This is a genomic window from Mucilaginibacter glaciei (assembly GCF_014773245.1).
Classification (GTDB): domain Bacteria; phylum Bacteroidota; class Bacteroidia; order Sphingobacteriales; family Sphingobacteriaceae; genus Mucilaginibacter; species Mucilaginibacter glaciei.
Genome location: NZ_JACWMX010000001.1, coordinates 368,802 through 385,559, shown reverse-complemented (window position 1 = coordinate 385,559; position 16,758 = coordinate 368,802). Strand labels below are relative to the sequence as shown.

The window sequence follows — 16,758 nt, the reverse complement described above, 5'->3', positions numbered from 1 at the left end:
TTTATAACAATTTATTTTTTAGTTCAATTAAATTTATGCCGCCAAAGTTGCCCGAACTCATCATTAAAAGGTTACTATCAGCCAGATCTAACCCTTCTAAATGATCTAACAATTGCGCCGGTTCGTTAAAAAACAGCAGACTCGCATTAGAAAAGGCCTTTTTTACTGCTTCCGCCGGGTACGGCTCAATTTTTTTATGCTCAAATGTTTTACGGTCTATAAACACTATGGCTTCATCAGCCAGGTTCATAGTGCCTGCATATTCGTCTAAAAACCGCTTATTCAAGCTGCTAAAAGTATGCAATTCGATGCAGGCCAGGAGTTTTCTGTCGGGGAACTGTGCCTTAACTGCCTGTATAGTAGCGGTAAGCTTTGACGGCGAATGCGCAAAATCTTTAAAGATCGTCGCATTTTCGTTTTGGCCAACTACCTCGAGTCTGCGCGCCGCACCTTTAAAAGTGGTGAGGTAAGAATAAAAATCAGCACTACCGATCCCTAAACTTTCACACACCAAACGGGCGGCTTCCATGTTCAATAAATTGTGCTGACCAAACACCGCTAAGGGGTAAGTTGTACCATCAGCTATTACACTGGTAATGCCGTTGTCTATCTTAAACTCCGGCAAGGCATAAGGCAATTTGGCTATGCTTACGTCCAAACCATCAACCATGGTTTTTAAAACCTGGTCGGTTTCGCTGTAGATCAGTTTACCACCGGGTTGTATGGTTTCAGCAAATATTTTAAACTGATGGATGTAATTTTCAAAAGTTGGGAACACGTTGATATGATCCCAGGCTATCCCGCTTATTACTCCAATATGGGCTTTGTAAATATGGAATTTCGGCCGGCTGTCAATCGACGAAGCCAGGTATTCATCACCTTCTATAATGATCACCGGTGCTTCATCGCTAAGCTTAACCATGGTTTCAAAACCTTCCAGCTGCGCCCCCACTAGATAGTCAAAATTGATTCCGGCCTGTTGCAAAGCATGCAGTATCATGCTGGTAATAGTAGTTTTGCCATGGCTTCCACCTATTACCACGCGCTGTTTATCTTTAGATTGCTCGTAAATGTAATCGGGATAAGAGTAGATTTTGACACCCAGTTCCTGTGCCTTTAAAAGTTCAGGATTATCTATCCGGGCGTGCATGCCCAAAATAACGGCATCTAATTCAGGAGTAATCTTTTCAGGGTACCAGCCGGTCTGCACAGGTAAAATACCGTAATTGCCCAGGCGGGACGCTGATGGCTCAAACAGCACATCGTCAGAACCGGTTACTTCAAATCCCTTTTTGTGCAAAGCGATAGCCAAATTGTGCATGGCACTGCCGCCTATCGCTATAAAGTGTACTCTCATTAATAAAGTTTAGTGCTGCAAATACGGCGGCAAATTAACGTAAAAAGTGTTATAACACCAATAACGGGTTTAAAAAATTGCCAATTAGGTAACTATTTTAATAATAGCAAAGGTACCGCCGAACTCTTAGCCAATTGTTGTGAAATACTGCTGTGCATTATCGATTGAAAAAAGCTGTACGTGTGCGGCAGAGCTATAACCATTTGAGCTTCGTGCTCCCTGGCAAAATCAAGGATACCTGTAATTACATTCGGATTATTAATATAAAAGTATTTGGGTTGAAACACTTTTAAAATATGATGCAATGCACCTTCCCGGGCAAGCTGTTTGGGTTCGGCAGCCCCATGCTTACCTTTGGCGTCTACATTAACCACCAGTAGTTTTATTTGTTGCTTTCCTAACAGCTTATGCAAAAGGTTGATGGGTACATTTTCCTTAGCTTTCTTAAAATCAAAGGCAATAACCGCCTCCTCAATCTTTTTGTAGATATAGGCTGGCGGGATAACCATCACCGGCACAGGGCTCGCCTTCGATATAGCTATAACGTGACCACCCAGCCCTATACCACCCTCACGTACGGTGGTATTCCCCACGCTGCCCAGCACTACCAAATCGGCTTTTTCTTCGGCAACCGTATCTATAACTGCCCTTAACAAGTGTGAGCGGTTCAGGCGAACTTTTATCTCAACTCCATCTCTAACCCTGTTTTTAAGCCTAACCTTCAGCTTTTCCAATTGTGCTAAACGGTCAATTGCGTTTTCATCAATTTCTTCCTGGCGCAGCATTACCATATTGGCGTCGGGCAACATCGTCTCCAGCTCGGATATATAATAAGCGTTCATTAGCACAATGGTTTCTACATTGGTTTGATGGCTTAGTTTAGCAGCAAAGTCGGCGGCGTTAAAGGCGGCGTCAGAAAAATCGACAGGTACAAGGTAGGTTTTCATAGTATCGGTTTTAAAACTATTAATACTGACCAAATTGGTCTGAAAGTTAAAAACATACAAAATTACGCATGAAATAATATGGCATTGTCAACACTGTTTCATATTAAAGATAGTTTATAACGAATGCTTGATCCATAAAATTACATGCTTATATTTGTACTGTAATAATATTTATTACAGAATAAATGAACGGACGCTTCCCCATTACGCTACATATAATGACCCTGCTTTGCGAGGCGGATGGGGTTATCTCATCCGAATACCTGGCGGGTAGTATTAACGTGAACGCAGTATTGGTACGGAAGGAATTAAGTAGCCTGATCAAATACGGATTAGTAACCAGCCAGGAGGGTAAAAAAGGCGGCTATAAACTTAACCGGCCTGCCGACCAGATCACGCTGGCCATGATCTACGAAACCGTTAAACCCAAAGCCTTATTAGGTATGGCCAAAAATCAGCCTAACCCCGCCTGCCCCGTCGGCAAGCAGATAAACCAGCATCTGAACGACTTATATGAAGAAATTGATCAGTCGGTAATGTTGAAATTGGGCAAAACGAACCTTTTAGAATTTTGTAAAAAATTCAAATAAAAAATTTAAAATTAAACTATAACAACTTAAATTACAATTAAATAGATCGATCATGAAAGTAGCATTAATAGGCGCAACAGGCTTTGTAGGCAGCGCAATTTTAAAAGAATTAACATCCCGTGGATACGAAGTGACCGCCATAACCCGCGACAGTTCAAAAGTAGCTAAAGAGGCTGGCGTAACCCCGGTAGCGGCAAACGTAAATAACTTAGATGCACTGGCAGCAGCACTATCCGGGCATGACGCTGTGATCAATTCATTCAATGCGGGTTGGACTAACCCCGATTTATATAACGCGTTCATAAAGGGATGTGAGGATATACAAGCAGCCACAAAAAAATCGGGGGTTAAACGCTTATTAGTTATTGGCGGTGCAGGCAGTTTATTTATAGATGGCAGACAATTAGTTGACTCGCCTGAGTTCCCTGCAGAATGGAAAACCGGCGCTACAGCAGCCCGTGACTACCTTACTGAACTGCGTAAGGAAGAAGAATTAGACTGGACCTTCCTGAGCCCTGCTATTAACCTGCACCCAGGCACACGTACAGGCACTTTCCGTTTAGGAACCGAAAGCCCGGTTTTTAATGAAGCAGGCAAATGTGAGATCAGTGTAGAAGACTTGGCTGTTGCTGCAGTAAACGAATTGGAAAACAACAAGTTTATAAAAGCAAGATTTACGGTCGGTTACTAATTACCTGGATTGAAAGAATTAAAAGATTACACCGATCGCAAATCAAAATCGGTGTAATCTATTAATCAAAATAATCGGTGTAAACCTATAGAATAAATTTAGCCGCTACCCACTCTTTATCTTTTTTATGGGTGATGTATTTGAGGTCGTATTTGCGGGCTTCGTCTGTGAGGATCTCCAGATCGGGCGACTCATAGAAACCGCTAAAATAGATCTCGCCGCCCGGCTTTAAAGCTTCGGCGTACTGCGCCATCTGATCAATCAGGATATTGCGGTTAATATTAGCCAGGATGATATCGTATTGCTCATCAGGGATAGCCTCTTTTGAGCCGCACAGAGCTTTGATATTAGTAATGCTATTGAGTGCCGAGTTTTCAATTGTGCTTTCATAGCAAACCACATCGTAGTCAATGGCGGTTATATCTACAGCGCCAAGTTTAGCTGCAAGTATAGCCAGGATACCCGTACCACAACCCATATCCAATACCTTTTTACCAGCAAAATCATTCTCCAGCATCAGGGCCATCATCATAGCCGTGGTTTGGTGGTGGCCCGTACCGAACGCCATTTTAGGATCGATAACGATCTCGTAAGGAAACTTCGGCTTGGATGCATGGAAGGTAGCCCGCACAAATACCTGGTCGCCTATCTGGATGGGTTCAAAATTGCTTTCCCATACCTCGTTCCAGTTTTTTTGCGGGATAAGTGTAATGTCGTAACTGAACGTGAACATTTCGCGGTAAGCCTCTAAAGCTTCATCCAGCCTGGCCTGGTCAAAATCTTCAACCGGGATATAGGCCTTAAAACCCAGATCAACCTCTTCAAAAGTGTCAAAACCAATATCGCCCAAAGTGTTTATCAACAGATCCTGCTGGTAATCTTCGGTGGTAATGGTAGTGAAGAGCAATTCGTAGTAGTTCATTTGTTAGAAATTAGGGGTTCGAGATTTGAGAAAATAAAAAATGCAAATTGGAGATCAGCGTTAACTGATCTCCAATCACTATTCTCTAATCCCTAAAATTAATTAAATGCTTTAACGATATCTGTAAAGTCGCGGGATTTTAGGGAAGCACCTCCGATAAGGCCGCCATCGATATCTGCACAGGCAAATAGCTCGGCTGCGTTCTTAGGATTACAGCTGCCGCCGTAAAGGATGGTAGTATCATCAGCAACCTGCTGGCTGTACTTTGCAGCTAATTCCTGGCGGATAAACGCGTGGATCTCCTGCGCCTGGTCGGAGGTTGCGGTAACACCCGTACCTATCGCCCAAACCGGCTCGTATGCCAACACTATTTTGCCAAATGCATCCGCATCTAAATGGAATACGCCTTCCGCTAACTGGCTTTTAATGATATCGAAATGCTCGTTAGCTTCGCGTTGCTGTAAGGTTTCGCCAATACAAAATATCGGTAATAAACCATTAGCCAAAGCGGTATCAGTCTTTTTAGCTAATAACTCATTGCTTTCGCCAAAATACTGACGGCGCTCCGAGTGACCCAGGATCACATACTCCGCACCTACTGATTTAATTTGTTTAGCAGAGATCTCGCCGGTGTAGGCACCGCTTTCTGCCTGATGGGCGTTTTGCGCACCAACTGCAACATTGGTATAGCCTTTAACTAATTGCGCTAAACTGTGCAAGTGAATAAACGGGCTGCATACTACCACCTGCTGGCTGCCGGTAGCCTCGTCCTTTACCATGTTGATCACTTCAGAAAACAAGGTTAAACCTTCCTGATAATCCAGGTTCATTTTCCAGTTTCCCGCTACAATTTTTTTTCTCATTATTATTTTTTTATAGATTTTAACGATTTTATGATTACACCGATTACGAGCATTACCTCGTAATCAATTATTTGCAATTTAACCTATAAGGCCTTGTTAATTCATAAACTTTAGTCAGGATGTCTTTTTCCGGATCATTAAAGTCACGGTGGTCACGGCGGTCAAAAACACGCTGCGTGGTTTCCATCATTTTATCAAAGGCATATTCTTCAAACCCATCAGCCCCCCCCCATGAAAAATCGGGGATAAAGTTGGGAGGATAACCGCCGCCGAAGACATTAGCGTTTACACCTACAACGGTGCCTGTATTAAACATAGTATTGATGCCGCTTTTGGCGTGATCTGCCATGATCAGACCGCAAAATTGCAAGCCTGTGGAACGCATGCTTTGCGTTGTGCAATCCCACAGTTTCACTGCCGAGTAATTGTTCTTTAAATTGGAATTATTGGTATCGGCACCCAAATTGCACCACTCGCCTAATACGGAGTTGCCCAAATAGCCTTCATGCCCTTTATTTGAATAGCCCCAGATCACCGCATTATTTACCTCGCCGCCTATCCGGCAATAAGGGCCAACGGTGGTAGCGCCATAGATTTTGGTGCCCATTTTTATCTGCGAATGCCCGCATAACGCAAATGGCCCGCGGATGTTGGTACCTTCCCAAACCTCGGTATCAGCTGCTAAATAAATAGGGCCGTTAACCGTGCTAAACGTACAGCACTCTGCCTTTGCCCCTTCTTCTGCAAAAAAACCATCACCTATAATGGTATTGGTACTACTTATTTGAGCACTTTTACGGCCGTTAGTCAACAGTTTAAAGTCCTTACGGAGCTCGATATCATTTTTGCGGAAGATGTCTTCAGGGTGAGTAATTGTGATGGGCTCGCCTGCGTACTTTACCTCATTAGCGTAATTACCAAAGAAGTCAAAATTATCGGCGTAGATATCCTTAAGCTTTACCGCGATTAATTTGTCGCCCCACCTTAATGCCTGGCCATTATCTAAATTCCTGATAGCTGCGGTTAACTCTTCATCCGGGCATACACAGCCGTTGATGAAAATGTTATCATTCTGAATTTGCATAGGGAATTTTGCCTGTAGATAATCAGCTGTACTGAAAGAGTGATCGCCGCCCAGATATTTCACCCATTTTTCGGCAATGGTGAGTATCCCTATCCTCAGATCGGCTACCGGGCGGGTATAGGTTAAAGGCAGAAGGGTATCGCGTGTAGTATCGTCGAAAAGGATAATTCCCATGTATCAAAAATAAAAAAAGTCCCCCGGTTAACGGGGGACTTGTAAATATTTTATTGAAAAAACACTTATTTTTTGTTGTAACGGGTACGGAACTTGTCTATACGTCCGGCTGTATCAACTAACTTCATTTTACCTGTATAGAACGGGTGTGAAGTGTGTGAGATTTCTAATTTAATCAATGGATATTCGTTGCCATCTTCCCATTTTACGGTTTCGCGGCTATCGATACATGATTTGGTCATAAAAGAATAGTCGTTTGACATGTCTTTGAAAACAACTAACCTATAATTTGATGGATGCAGATCTTTTTTCATTATTGTATACTTCTTATAAAAGAGGTGCAAATGTAATATAAAAAGTTAGAAGTTAAAAGTGTAAAATAAAAAGTTTTTAACAGGCTGTGGAGAGATTGGATTTGGACGATGCTTGGTTAAGCACTATGCAATTCTAATACTCCGTTGCACCCACATCGTAAGCCAGGCCCGACGGGCGTATTTTGCCATAAAAATCGGTAATAACGCCATAGGTTAACACATTAGCCCCTGAGTTGATCAATGGCGATGTTGCTAATAAATGAAAATTATCACCACCATAGTTCACAAACTGCAAAACGCTCACTTCCTTACCCTGATAGTTATTTAGTGCGGTAAGCTTTACTGCAGAACTTTTCCGGTTGATGGTAACGCCTGATCCGGGAATGATCATGACATTGTTAATTACAGTATTCATCGGGATCGACTCTGAGTTGAGCTTGATACCGTCAAGTGCAGGGTTGATGATGGTATTATTGATAAACTGAAAGTTAGGCCCAGGCGTGTACCTGGAATCGGCAAAAATACCGTAGGCACCCGAATTTATGATATAGTTATTATACACCAAATTATCGCCCAGCCCTAAAACAATGATGCCGTTACCGGGCGCATTCTTGATCAGATTGTTATAGCATTTACCTCCGGTACCTTCTCCTAACTGTATGCCGTTATCCTGCCCGGCAGCAAAAGGCTTTATCCCCGGTAGTTTAACGGTATTATTATAGATCTCGGCACCTATTATCGCCCCGCCCACCTGGATACCCTCGCACCCGGTAGAGTCTGTAATGTTATTATAAACCTTTACATTCACCACGTCATGCGGTAAAACTTTACCACATGCAAGTGACATACCATCAGCGTAAAACGAATTACCTATATAAAAGCCTTCACCGCCGGTTTTATGTACGTAATTATCATGCAGGCTAACGTTGGCCATGGTAAAATGACCGCGTTGGGTGTTAATATCACAACTTGGATCGGTTTTGGCCATAATACCGGCAAAGCCACTATTACGCACCTCTACGTTCGCGATCTCAAAATCCGAACTCAGGTCATCCATCGTCATTCCAATATTGCCACCGTTGATATCAAACCCGTATTTAACAGACGAACTGCCATTGCCCAATATTTTAAAGTACCTGCTATTTTGCGTTTTAAAAGTGTAGCCTGCAGATAAAGTTGCCGAGAAAGTTACCTTACCGCCTTTGTTAATTACTATTATAGGACTGGCCGCGGTACCTTTCAGATTTTTGAGCAGCAACGCGCCGCGCACCCCAGCAGGTATACATATAACTGAACCGGGTGCCAAATTGGTACCATCAACAAACCACTCCGAAGTTTTTACAGTGTAAGAGCAATTAGCCGTAGGGTCAACAGCTACAGGTGGCTTTGCCGCTATAACGGGGGTAGTATCCTTTGTGGTGGTAGTTGTTGTTGGTTTGGTTGTTACAGGCGTTTCGACAATTACGGGCTTTTTAGCGCACATTGTAAATGAGGATAGCACCAATAAAGCTGTCGCGAAGCGAGCTACGTAATTTTTAATTTTCATTTTATAAACTTAAACAAGCCTGCAAAAATCTATTTTGAACCGAAAGGCAGGAAGAATTCCTATGAATCAAGCTTTTACTAAAACAACTATTATACGGTGGCCATTGCCAAATGTTGTTATTCAGCTCCTTTTATATCAAATTATTTCCTGGCATAATTCTATTAAAACCCCGCTTGCGCTTTTGGGGTGCACAAAACAAACCAGTTTATTATCGGCACCGATTTTTGGGGTTTCGTTTAATAATACAAACCCTTCGGCTTTTAAACGCTTTATTTCGGCTACAATATCCGTTACCTCAAAAGCAATATGATGGATACCTTCACCTTTTTTCGCTAAAAATTTGGCGATAGGGCTATCATGATTTGTAGCCTCAAGCAATTCGATTTTGTTGGGGCCACTTTGCAAAAAAGCGGTCAGTACACCCTCAGTCGCAACTTCCTCTGTTTTATAAACAGGGGTATTAAGCAGTTTTTGGTAGATATCCCCCACTAACTTAACACTGTTAACCGCTACACCGATATGCTCTATCTTGTTCATGTCCAAATATTGTAAATAAATGGCAGGTATATGCAATATATAGGCACTTACGGTTATAAAAGTAAAAGTTTGCGTACATTTGTACTGCTAATTTTTATTACATGAATATCCCAATTTATTTAGATAACAACGCAACTACACCCATGGATCCACGGGTGCTGGAAACTATGCTGCCTTACTTTAACGAAAAGTTTGGTAACGCGGCAAGCCGCAACCACCCTTTTGGTTGGGTAGCAGAAGAAGGCGTTGATTATGCCCGTGAACAGGTGGCAAAACTGATAGGTGCAAGCGAAAAAGAGATCATCTTTACATCTGGCGCTACCGAGTCTGACAACTTGGCTATCAAGGGTGTATTTGAAATGTACAAAGAAAAGGGTAACCACATTATTACTGCCGTTACCGAACATAAAGCAGTGCTGGACGCTTGCAAACACGTCGAAAAAATGGGAGGTAAGGTCACTTACCTCGCTGTTAAAGAAGACGGTTTGGTTGATTTGGAAGTGCTCGAAGCAGCAATGACGCCCGAGACTATTCTGGTATCGATAATGTATGGTAACAATGAAATAGGTGTAATACAGCCGGTTAAAGAAATTGCAGCAATTGCACACAAACATGGTGCTTTATTCATGACTGACGGCACACAAGCGGTTGGTAAAATACCTGTTGACGTAATTGCCGATGGTATTGACCTGTTAGCCCTAACTGCACATAAAATGTACGGTCCTAAAGGTGTTGGTGCGTTGTATGTACGCCGTAAAGGCCCGCGTGTTAAAGTTACCGCACAAATGGACGGTGGCGGCCACGAGCGCGGTATGCGTTCTGGTACTTTAAACGTTCCGGGTATTGTTGGTTTAGGTAAGGCTTGTGAAATTGCCGGTGCAGAAATGGCCAGCGAAGCAGCACGTTTATCAGGCCTGCGTGATAAATTAGAACAGTCATTATTGCAATTAGAGGAAAGCTATGTGAACGGAAACGTGCAGCACCGCTTACCTCATGTTGCCAATATATCATTTAAATATGTGGAGGGTGAAGGTTTGATGATGGCCATGAAAGATCTGGCAGTGTCATCAGGTTCGGCCTGTACATCAGCTTCATTAGAGCCATCTTACGTGTTAAAAAGCTTAGGATTATCTGATGATCTGGCACACTCGTCTATCCGTTTCGGTTTAGGCCGCTTTACTACCGAAGAAGAAGTTGAGTACGCTATTGAAGTAACCAAAACAGCGGTTACTAACCTGCGCAACATGTCACCGCTTTGGGAAATGTTTAAAGAAGGCATCGACCTTGACTCGATTGAGTGGGCAGAACACTAATTTGATGTTCAAATATGCAGATGCGCTTATGCGCTGATGCTTAATAAAAACAAATAGGGTTAAATCAATAATTTACTAACTCACTAATTCAAAATAAAAAAAGCTATGGCTTATTCAGATAAAGTAATGGACCACTACACTAACCCCCGCAATGTGGGCACGTTAGACAAAAGCAGCCACAAAGTTGGTACCGGCCTTGTAGGTGCACCAGAGTGTGGCGACGTTATGCGCCTGCAGATCCAGGTGGATGACAATAACATCATAACCGATGCTAAATTTAAAACCTTTGGTTGCGGTTCGGCAATCGCTTCATCATCTTTAGCTACAGAGTGGTTAAAGGGTAAAAGCGTTGACGATGCAATGAAAATCGACAATATGGATATCGTTGAAGAGCTTGCCCTTCCGCCGGTAAAGATCCACTGCTCGGTTTTGGCAGAAGATGCTATCAAGGCAGCTATCAATGATTTCCGTGTAAAAAATGGAATGGAGCCTATCGCTTTGGAAAAATCTCATCACTAATAAACGGAGTTAAGAACTAAGAGACAAGAATCAAGACGAATTTTTTTTCTTGAATCTTGATTTCAATAACTTGAATCTAAATATTATGGTAACTGTAACAGATAAAGCTAAAGCTAAAATAGATGATCTGATGAACGGAAGCGGCTTAGATGCCTCCTACTTTCTGCGGGTGTCTGTACAAGGCGGCGGCTGTTCGGGGTTGTCATACAACCTTGATTTTGATAACGAGGAAAAAAAAGGCGATCAGTTCTTTGAAGATCGGGGTGTGCGTTTTGCCCTGGATATGAAATCATTTCTTTATTTAGCCGGTACCGAACTTGATTTTAGTGATGGTTTAAATGGCAAGGGATTTAATTTCCATAACCCTAATGCTACCCGCACCTGCGGTTGCGGAGAAAGTTTTTCTGTGTAGTATATAAGCTATTTATTATATTACTAAGGCTTCGTTTTTTACGGGGCCTTTTTTTGTAGTAAATTATTTAAACGCTACATTTATTGAATGCCGATCAAATCAAAATACGATGAGCAATCTAAATTTCTCGCTCAGGCTATAGATATCGCAGTTAATTCATTCAATCTATTCCCGCCTAAAGGGTGGGACAAGAATGTTCTCGAACAAGTAGTAAACGCTTACACGAGATTTAAAAACAATGCTTTAAATCCAGAACCACAATTCAAAAACATGCGCAGTTTTCAATATATATTGAATGACGTACTAACTTATTTTCAGGAAAGTTCAGGTAGCGCAGTTGACAATTTCTGGGTGGAGATTAGAAAAAACCATTTGCCTTACATCCGGGAAAATAAGATGGCGAAAATATTAAAAGCCGGTAAAATAAAGCATGACATTGATTGCGATTTTGTAATCGATACCATCGTTCCCTATCAACAGGAAGGATTAATAAATGGAGAACAAATTTTACTGTTAAATAAAATGATCGCTAATTTTGAGAATAAGCGGAAAGCTAAGTCAACATAATCCCGAGCCAACTATTTTTTGCTATTTAACAGCGATGTATAATAAAGAAACGCCTTGCCTGGGCAATCCGATGTTGAGCTCTAAACGATTGTTATTCAAAACTAAATTTTTACCCGGATTTAATTTTTTCAACATCCCGGCCTGCTCAAGCATATTAACTTGTTCAGCCGTTGGCCGCTGTGGCGAACCCATATTTTTCCACACGGTATAAGCGTTGCTATAAGTATTATCGATACGGTATTCAGTAACGTTTACTTTTTTGATGCCAGTAGTCCACCCTTCAATGTTGATACTTACCGGCTCCGCAACCGATTGCTTGTCCTTATCTGCATAATTCCACACCAAGACAGTAACTGTACTTTTATTTGTAGCAGCAATAGCTCCAATATCACTGAGCGGCCCGCGTATGCTGGAATCTAATATGGTTTTAAGCGGGTACATCCTGTTACTTTTGACAAGTACCCGGTTACCTTTCATCATCCCCAGCATCCTAAAAACATTTAGTACAGGTTTATCTACACCGTTTGTAGCCAAGTCTCTGAAACCGGCAAACCAGGGCTGGTTTTCAAACTCAAACGACCAGCTTACCGCGCCGATCAAATTGGCTTTGTAGGCATCCATCAACTCATAAACCCGGGCAAAGGAGGCAGCCGTGTAACTGGAATACATGGTACCGTTGCGGTAAGCGTTTTCGGGATTGGTGGCCATTCCGCAGGCAGCACAGCCTTCCGGATCAGATTCGCCTATTATCATCGGAATATCCTTCAATTTATTAAAAGCACTGATCGTTTTAAAATGCCCGTCGATATCCCTAAGTTGCTGCCTGATGCTCATCACAACGGTGTCTTGTACAACCCTTGGCGCACCTTTAGCATGAAATAGCAACACATCCAGCGGCGCCCCTATCTTACCCGTTACATAATTGGTGTCATTCAGGCAATGGTTGATAAAACCTTTTAGCCAGTCCTTTGCACCGCCGGTTACGTCCGGCCCGCCTATTTTGGCAGTTGGCAATGCGCTTTTTACACCATCTGCTGCATAATCATAAAGCTTATAAAACTGTGCAGGCGTGCCTTTCCAATAAGCGCCGTTGGGTTCGTTCCAAACTTCCCAATACCAGCTTTCAACTTCTTTTTTGCCATAGCGGGCAACACAATGTTTTACCCATTCATATATCAGCCTGCGCCACTTATTGTAGTCTTTAGGCGGATAAGCCCATCCGGTTAGTATCTTACCGTAATCCTGTCCCGGTTTCCATGTATGCCGATAAGGCTGTGGATGGGTGGATAGAGCTTCGGGCATAAAACCAATTTGGGCAAGAGGTTTCATTCCGCGTTTAACGTAAGTATCAAAAATACTATCTAATATGCGATAATTGTACACCGGGTTGCCTTTGCTATCTTCAGTATATATATTAGTCGATCCCCATTTCAACGCAGCGGTGCCGTCACCGGATGTAAGTAAATTATGTGTCCGAACAAAAACAGGCACGGGGCTTAACGCCGCAATTTCTGTAAGGAGTTTGCGACCGTCTTTCATGTAAGTGTAATTAGGTTCATCATATCCAAACCATGCCCATATCGGCTTCATCGGCCCTTGCGGCTTACTCAGGTCTACCTGAATAACGGCAGGTTTATTTTGGGCAGATATATCGGTATTCAATAAGCTTACAGAGAGTAACGCAGTCAAAATAAATTTCATGTGCAGTTTTTCAGCCGGTAAGATAATAAATTTGCGATACTCACCTTGTGGGTTGTTTAAATCAGCGGATACTTCCATAAAAATACCTTCTGGTTTTATTCTGGAAATAAATTAGCTTTGTTTAATTATAACCTGATATAAACTTAATGAACATTGTTGCTGAGCAATCAACCATACCGGGCCTGATCCGTAATATCGTTGCCAATATTCATCCGGATACGCACACTTTTCTTAAACATAAAGTAAAAGATGCCTGGGTTGATATCTCTTACGCGGAAGCTTTAGAAAAGATCGACGCTATCTCGGCCTGGTTCCTGGAGATCGGCATCCAAAAAGGCGACCGACTGGCGCTGATCATCGAGAATGGCCCCGACTACATTTATTATGACCAGGCCCTGCAGCAAATAGGTGCGGTGAATACTTCCATCTACCCTACCCTTTCAGAGGCCGAAATAGAATATATCCTGAACGATTCTGAAGCGAAGACCATTTTGGTGGGTAACCCTTTCCTATTCCGTAAGGTATTAAAGATCGCTAACAACTGCCAATCGCTCATCCGCTTAATACCGGCTTGTGATGAGTATGAAAAATACAGTGATAAGCTGACGCTTAATGCAGGCGTGATCAGTTTTGAAAATGTGATTATTGAAGGCCGCAAGCTGGTTGAAAAATATGCCGGTGCGATAGCTGCAGCGCGCGAGGCTATCCTTCCGTCAGATCTTTCCTGTTTGATCTACACATCCGGCACCACGGGCACGCCTAAAGGCGTAATGCTTACTCACAGCAACCTGACCCAAAATGTGCGCTGGAGTTTAACCCAGATCCCTATTATCGAAAGCAGTGACCTGTTCCTGTCCTTCTTGCCGCTATCGCACGTATTTGAGCGCACCGCCACTTATTATATCTGCATGAATAAAGGCTGTACCATAGCCTTTGCACAAAGCCTGGAGCTGCTGGCCAAAAACATGATGGAGGTTAAACCTACTGTGATGTGCTGTGTACCAAGGTTATTGGAGCGCATTCACGATAAGGCGATGAAGAACGGCCTGGCAGCCGGCGGAATGAAGACCAAGATCTTTACCTGGGCGCTTAAAACAGGCGAGCAGCTACGCCTGGCGACAGAAGCAGGCAAAAAACCTGGGTTGATATTAGCAGCTCAACATACGCTGGCCTCTAAACTGGTATTCAGCAAAATTCAGGAAAAAACAGGCGGGCGTTTAAAGCTGCTGGTATCTGGCGGTGGTGCATTACCCAAAAACATTGGTGAGTTTTTCGGCAATATTGGGGTGATGGTTTTGGAGGGTTTCGGCCTCACGGAAACCTCGCCGGTAATGGCGGTGACTGAAGACCACCGAATTATCATTGGTACGGTTGGCCGTATTATCCCGGGTATCGAAGTGGGCATCCAAAATGTGGACACCAAAAAAATCTATACTAAACAAACCTATGATACCTTCGACCCGAAATTTACGTCTGAAGAAGGCGAGATCATTGTCCGCGGGCATTGCGTGATGAAAGGCTATTGGCGCAAGCCGGAAGAAACCGCCGCGGTGATTGACAGCGAGGGCTGGTTCCATACGGGGGATATTGGCAGGTTTTATATTGGCAACTTGCAAATTACCGACAGACTGAAAAACATGCTGGTGAATGCCTATGGTAAAAACGTTTACCCTACCCCGGTGGAAAACACTTACCTGAAAAGCCCGAAAATTGAGCAGATCTTTTTAATTGGTGATAAACGCGAATATATTACCGCTATACTTGTACCCGGCCGGGAGCTGTTACAGGAGACGTTTAACCTGGGTAATGACTTCTTTGAAAACCCCGAAGTATTTATCGACGACAAAGAGATCAACGACTGGCTGAACCAGGACGTGCGGAAACTATCTAACGAGCTGGCGAAATTCGAGCGGATTAAAAACTTTAAGATCAAACGTTTACCATTCAGCATGGAAGACGGTGAGATAACCCCTACCCTAAAAGCCAAACGCAAAGTGATAGAAAAAAAATACGCTCATGAAATAGATGAGATGTATTTGCAGGAAGCGGACGCGGATTAAATTTTAACTAAATTGTCATGCTGAACGAAGTGAAGCATCTAATCGCAGATGCACAACCGGGAGATTCTTCGCTATCGCTCAGAATGACAAATTTGATATTAGCCAGGTTGGCGTAATTACCGCACCACTACTATTATCACTTCTTCGTCGGTGTGTACTTCCAGAAATCATCCAGCTGGCCGGGGTTGCCGGTGCCTACATAGCCAATGCCATCTATCGAAAAGGCAACCAAATCGTAACGCGCCTCAGCAGGGAAGTTGGTGATCTTTATCCAGCTATCCTTCAGTGTATCATATTTATACCAATCATCCAAGTTATCGGTCATTGTTGTACCAAAACCAATGTACCCATCGGTACTAATGGCAAATTGCCCGCTAAAAACGCGGCCCTTGGCTATAAAACTGGCCTTCTTGTTCCACCTGTCGGCAGTTGGATCGTATTGCCAAAAGTCCTTTTCAATGGTGCTGGGCAGCGTACCACCCAGTCCGGCGTATCCTTTACCGTTGCTGGCAAAGGCGGCCACCCCAAAACTGCCCGTGCCGGGGTAATCTGCTGCGCGTGCCCATTTATCCGCAACAGCATCGTACCTGTAAAAATCTTTATAAGCCTGCGTGTAAGTATCGTCGGTACCTAAGCCCATATAACCAACCCCGTTTATTTCAAAGGCGATAACATTTTCGCGGGGGATGCCTGCAAAATTTGCCTTGCGGGTCCACTTATCTAAAGCAGGGTCGTATTCCCAGAAATCGTTGTTTTGCGGCAGGGTGTTGCCTGGTATAGATAGCCGCTGGCCAAAGCCGGTGCCCAGGTAAGCTTTGTTGCCTATGGTAAAGCCGCGCACATATTCCGCAGCCTGGCCGGGGTAATCGGCCTTGCGGGTCCACTTATCGGTAGCAGGATCGTACTCCCAAAGATCGTTAAGTAATTGCAAATTAAAGCCGGCACCCGCGTTACCGCCTAAAATATATCCTTTTTTGCCAATAGTAAAACCGTAAGCCCTTACGCGGCCTGCGCCGGTAAAGTTGCCCAGCTTTTGCCATAAGCCGGGCAAAGCATTAGCCGAATTTGGCACAAACGGTTGCTTTTTACAGGAAAGCATGCACAGCAACAGTAAAACTAAGGGGATAAATTTTTTAGGTAACATATTGGTTTATAAGCGCG

General features: G+C 43.2%; 17 protein-coding genes. 7 read left to right on the top strand and 10 right to left on the bottom strand.

The annotated features are described in order from the left end of the window. Position 1: 1 nt before the first annotated feature. Together IDJ76_RS01815 and IDJ76_RS01810 are read right to left on the bottom strand one after the other, a co-directional pair. Positions 2-1,357: a UDP-N-acetylmuramate--L-alanine ligase gene (locus IDJ76_RS01815; RefSeq protein ID WP_191160126.1), complete on the bottom strand. Its 1,356-nt coding sequence runs from the start codon at positions 1,355-1,357 to the stop codon at positions 2-4. Between the two features lie 92 nt (positions 1,358-1,449). Continuing rightward, a complete protein-coding gene (locus tag IDJ76_RS01810) occupies positions 1,450-2,304 on the bottom strand; it encodes a universal stress protein (protein WP_191160124.1) in 855 nt (284 codons plus the stop codon). 185 nt (positions 2,305-2,489) lie between these two features. On the opposite strand from IDJ76_RS01810, the gene IDJ76_RS01805 reads away from it, so the two are divergent. Together IDJ76_RS01805 and IDJ76_RS01800 are read left to right on the top strand one after the other, a co-directional pair. Further along, positions 2,490-2,894 carry an Rrf2 family transcriptional regulator gene (locus IDJ76_RS01805; RefSeq protein ID WP_191160122.1) on the top strand — a complete coding sequence of 135 codons (405 nt, stop codon included), beginning with the start codon at positions 2,490-2,492 and terminating at the stop codon, positions 2,892-2,894. Between the two features lie 52 nt (positions 2,895-2,946). Next, positions 2,947-3,585: an NAD(P)-dependent oxidoreductase gene (locus tag IDJ76_RS01800; protein WP_191160120.1), complete on the top strand. Its 639-nt coding sequence runs from the start codon at positions 2,947-2,949 to the stop codon at positions 3,583-3,585. An 85-nt stretch (positions 3,586-3,670) separates the two neighbouring features. Here the strand turns inward: IDJ76_RS01800 and prmA are convergent, their stop codons facing one another. The 6 genes from prmA to mce all read right to left on the bottom strand — a co-directional run bounded on the left by prmA (position 3,671) and on the right by mce (position 9,025). After that, complete coding sequence (gene prmA, locus IDJ76_RS01795) at positions 3,671-4,507, bottom strand: 50S ribosomal protein L11 methyltransferase (protein ID WP_191160118.1); 837 nt, start codon at positions 4,505-4,507, stop codon at positions 3,671-3,673. Positions 4,508-4,605: 98 nt separating this feature from the next. Next, positions 4,606-5,370 carry a triose-phosphate isomerase gene (gene tpiA / locus IDJ76_RS01790; RefSeq protein WP_191160116.1) on the bottom strand — a complete coding sequence of 255 codons (765 nt, stop codon included), beginning with the start codon at positions 5,368-5,370 and terminating at the stop codon, positions 4,606-4,608. Positions 5,371-5,437: 67 nt separating this feature from the next. After that, positions 5,438-6,628 (bottom strand): putative sugar nucleotidyl transferase, encoded by a 1,191-nt coding sequence (locus tag IDJ76_RS01785; protein ID WP_191160114.1) that lies wholly within the window; start codon positions 6,626-6,628, stop codon positions 5,438-5,440. 65 nt (positions 6,629-6,693) lie between these two features. Beyond that, positions 6,694-6,942 carry a type B 50S ribosomal protein L31 gene (locus tag IDJ76_RS01780; RefSeq protein WP_191160112.1) on the bottom strand — a complete coding sequence of 83 codons (249 nt, stop codon included), beginning with the start codon at positions 6,940-6,942 and terminating at the stop codon, positions 6,694-6,696. Positions 6,943-7,075: 133 nt separating this feature from the next. Continuing rightward, a complete protein-coding gene (locus tag IDJ76_RS01775; protein WP_191160111.1) occupies positions 7,076-8,488 on the bottom strand; it encodes a right-handed parallel beta-helix repeat-containing protein in 1,413 nt (470 codons plus the stop codon). A gap of 135 nt (positions 8,489-8,623) precedes the next feature. Then, positions 8,624-9,025: a methylmalonyl-CoA epimerase gene (gene mce / locus IDJ76_RS01770; protein ID WP_191160109.1), complete on the bottom strand. Its 402-nt coding sequence runs from the start codon at positions 9,023-9,025 to the stop codon at positions 8,624-8,626. Between the two features lie 101 nt (positions 9,026-9,126). Here mce and IDJ76_RS01765 point away from each other — a divergent pair, with 101 nt between their 5' ends. From IDJ76_RS01765 to IDJ76_RS01750, 4 genes are all read left to right on the top strand, one after another. Beyond that, positions 9,127-10,338 carry an IscS subfamily cysteine desulfurase gene (locus tag IDJ76_RS01765; protein WP_191160107.1) on the top strand — a complete coding sequence of 404 codons (1,212 nt, stop codon included), beginning with the start codon at positions 9,127-9,129 and terminating at the stop codon, positions 10,336-10,338. 105 nt (positions 10,339-10,443) lie between these two features. Next, the gene (gene iscU, locus IDJ76_RS01760) at positions 10,444-10,857 is read left to right on the top strand and encodes a Fe-S cluster assembly scaffold IscU (protein ID WP_191160105.1); all 414 of its coding nucleotides are present in this window, start codon (positions 10,444-10,446) and stop codon (positions 10,855-10,857) included. 85 nt (positions 10,858-10,942) lie between these two features. After that, on the top strand, positions 10,943-11,269 hold the full coding sequence (locus tag IDJ76_RS01755; protein WP_191160103.1) for a HesB/IscA family protein: 327 nt from the start codon (positions 10,943-10,945) through the stop codon (positions 11,267-11,269). 87 nt (positions 11,270-11,356) lie between these two features. Then, the gene (locus IDJ76_RS01750) at positions 11,357-11,836 is read left to right on the top strand and encodes a hypothetical protein (RefSeq protein ID WP_191160101.1); all 480 of its coding nucleotides are present in this window, start codon (positions 11,357-11,359) and stop codon (positions 11,834-11,836) included. A gap of 21 nt (positions 11,837-11,857) precedes the next feature. On the opposite strand, the gene IDJ76_RS01745 is transcribed toward IDJ76_RS01750, so the two are convergent. Continuing rightward, on the bottom strand, positions 11,858-13,537 hold the full coding sequence (locus IDJ76_RS01745; RefSeq protein ID WP_191160099.1) for a GH39 family glycosyl hydrolase: 1,680 nt from the start codon (positions 13,535-13,537) through the stop codon (positions 11,858-11,860). 146 nt (positions 13,538-13,683) lie between these two features. On the opposite strand from IDJ76_RS01745, the gene IDJ76_RS01740 reads away from it, so the two are divergent. Beyond that, positions 13,684-15,597: an AMP-dependent synthetase/ligase gene (locus tag IDJ76_RS01740; RefSeq protein WP_191160097.1), complete on the top strand. Its 1,914-nt coding sequence runs from the start codon at positions 13,684-13,686 to the stop codon at positions 15,595-15,597. A 136-nt stretch (positions 15,598-15,733) separates the two neighbouring features. On the opposite strand, the gene IDJ76_RS01735 is transcribed toward IDJ76_RS01740, so the two are convergent. Then, positions 15,734-16,741, bottom strand: a complete 1,008-nt coding sequence (locus IDJ76_RS01735) for a Kelch repeat-containing protein (RefSeq protein ID WP_191160095.1) — start codon at positions 16,739-16,741, stop codon at positions 15,734-15,736. Positions 16,742-16,758: the final 17 nt, after the last annotated feature.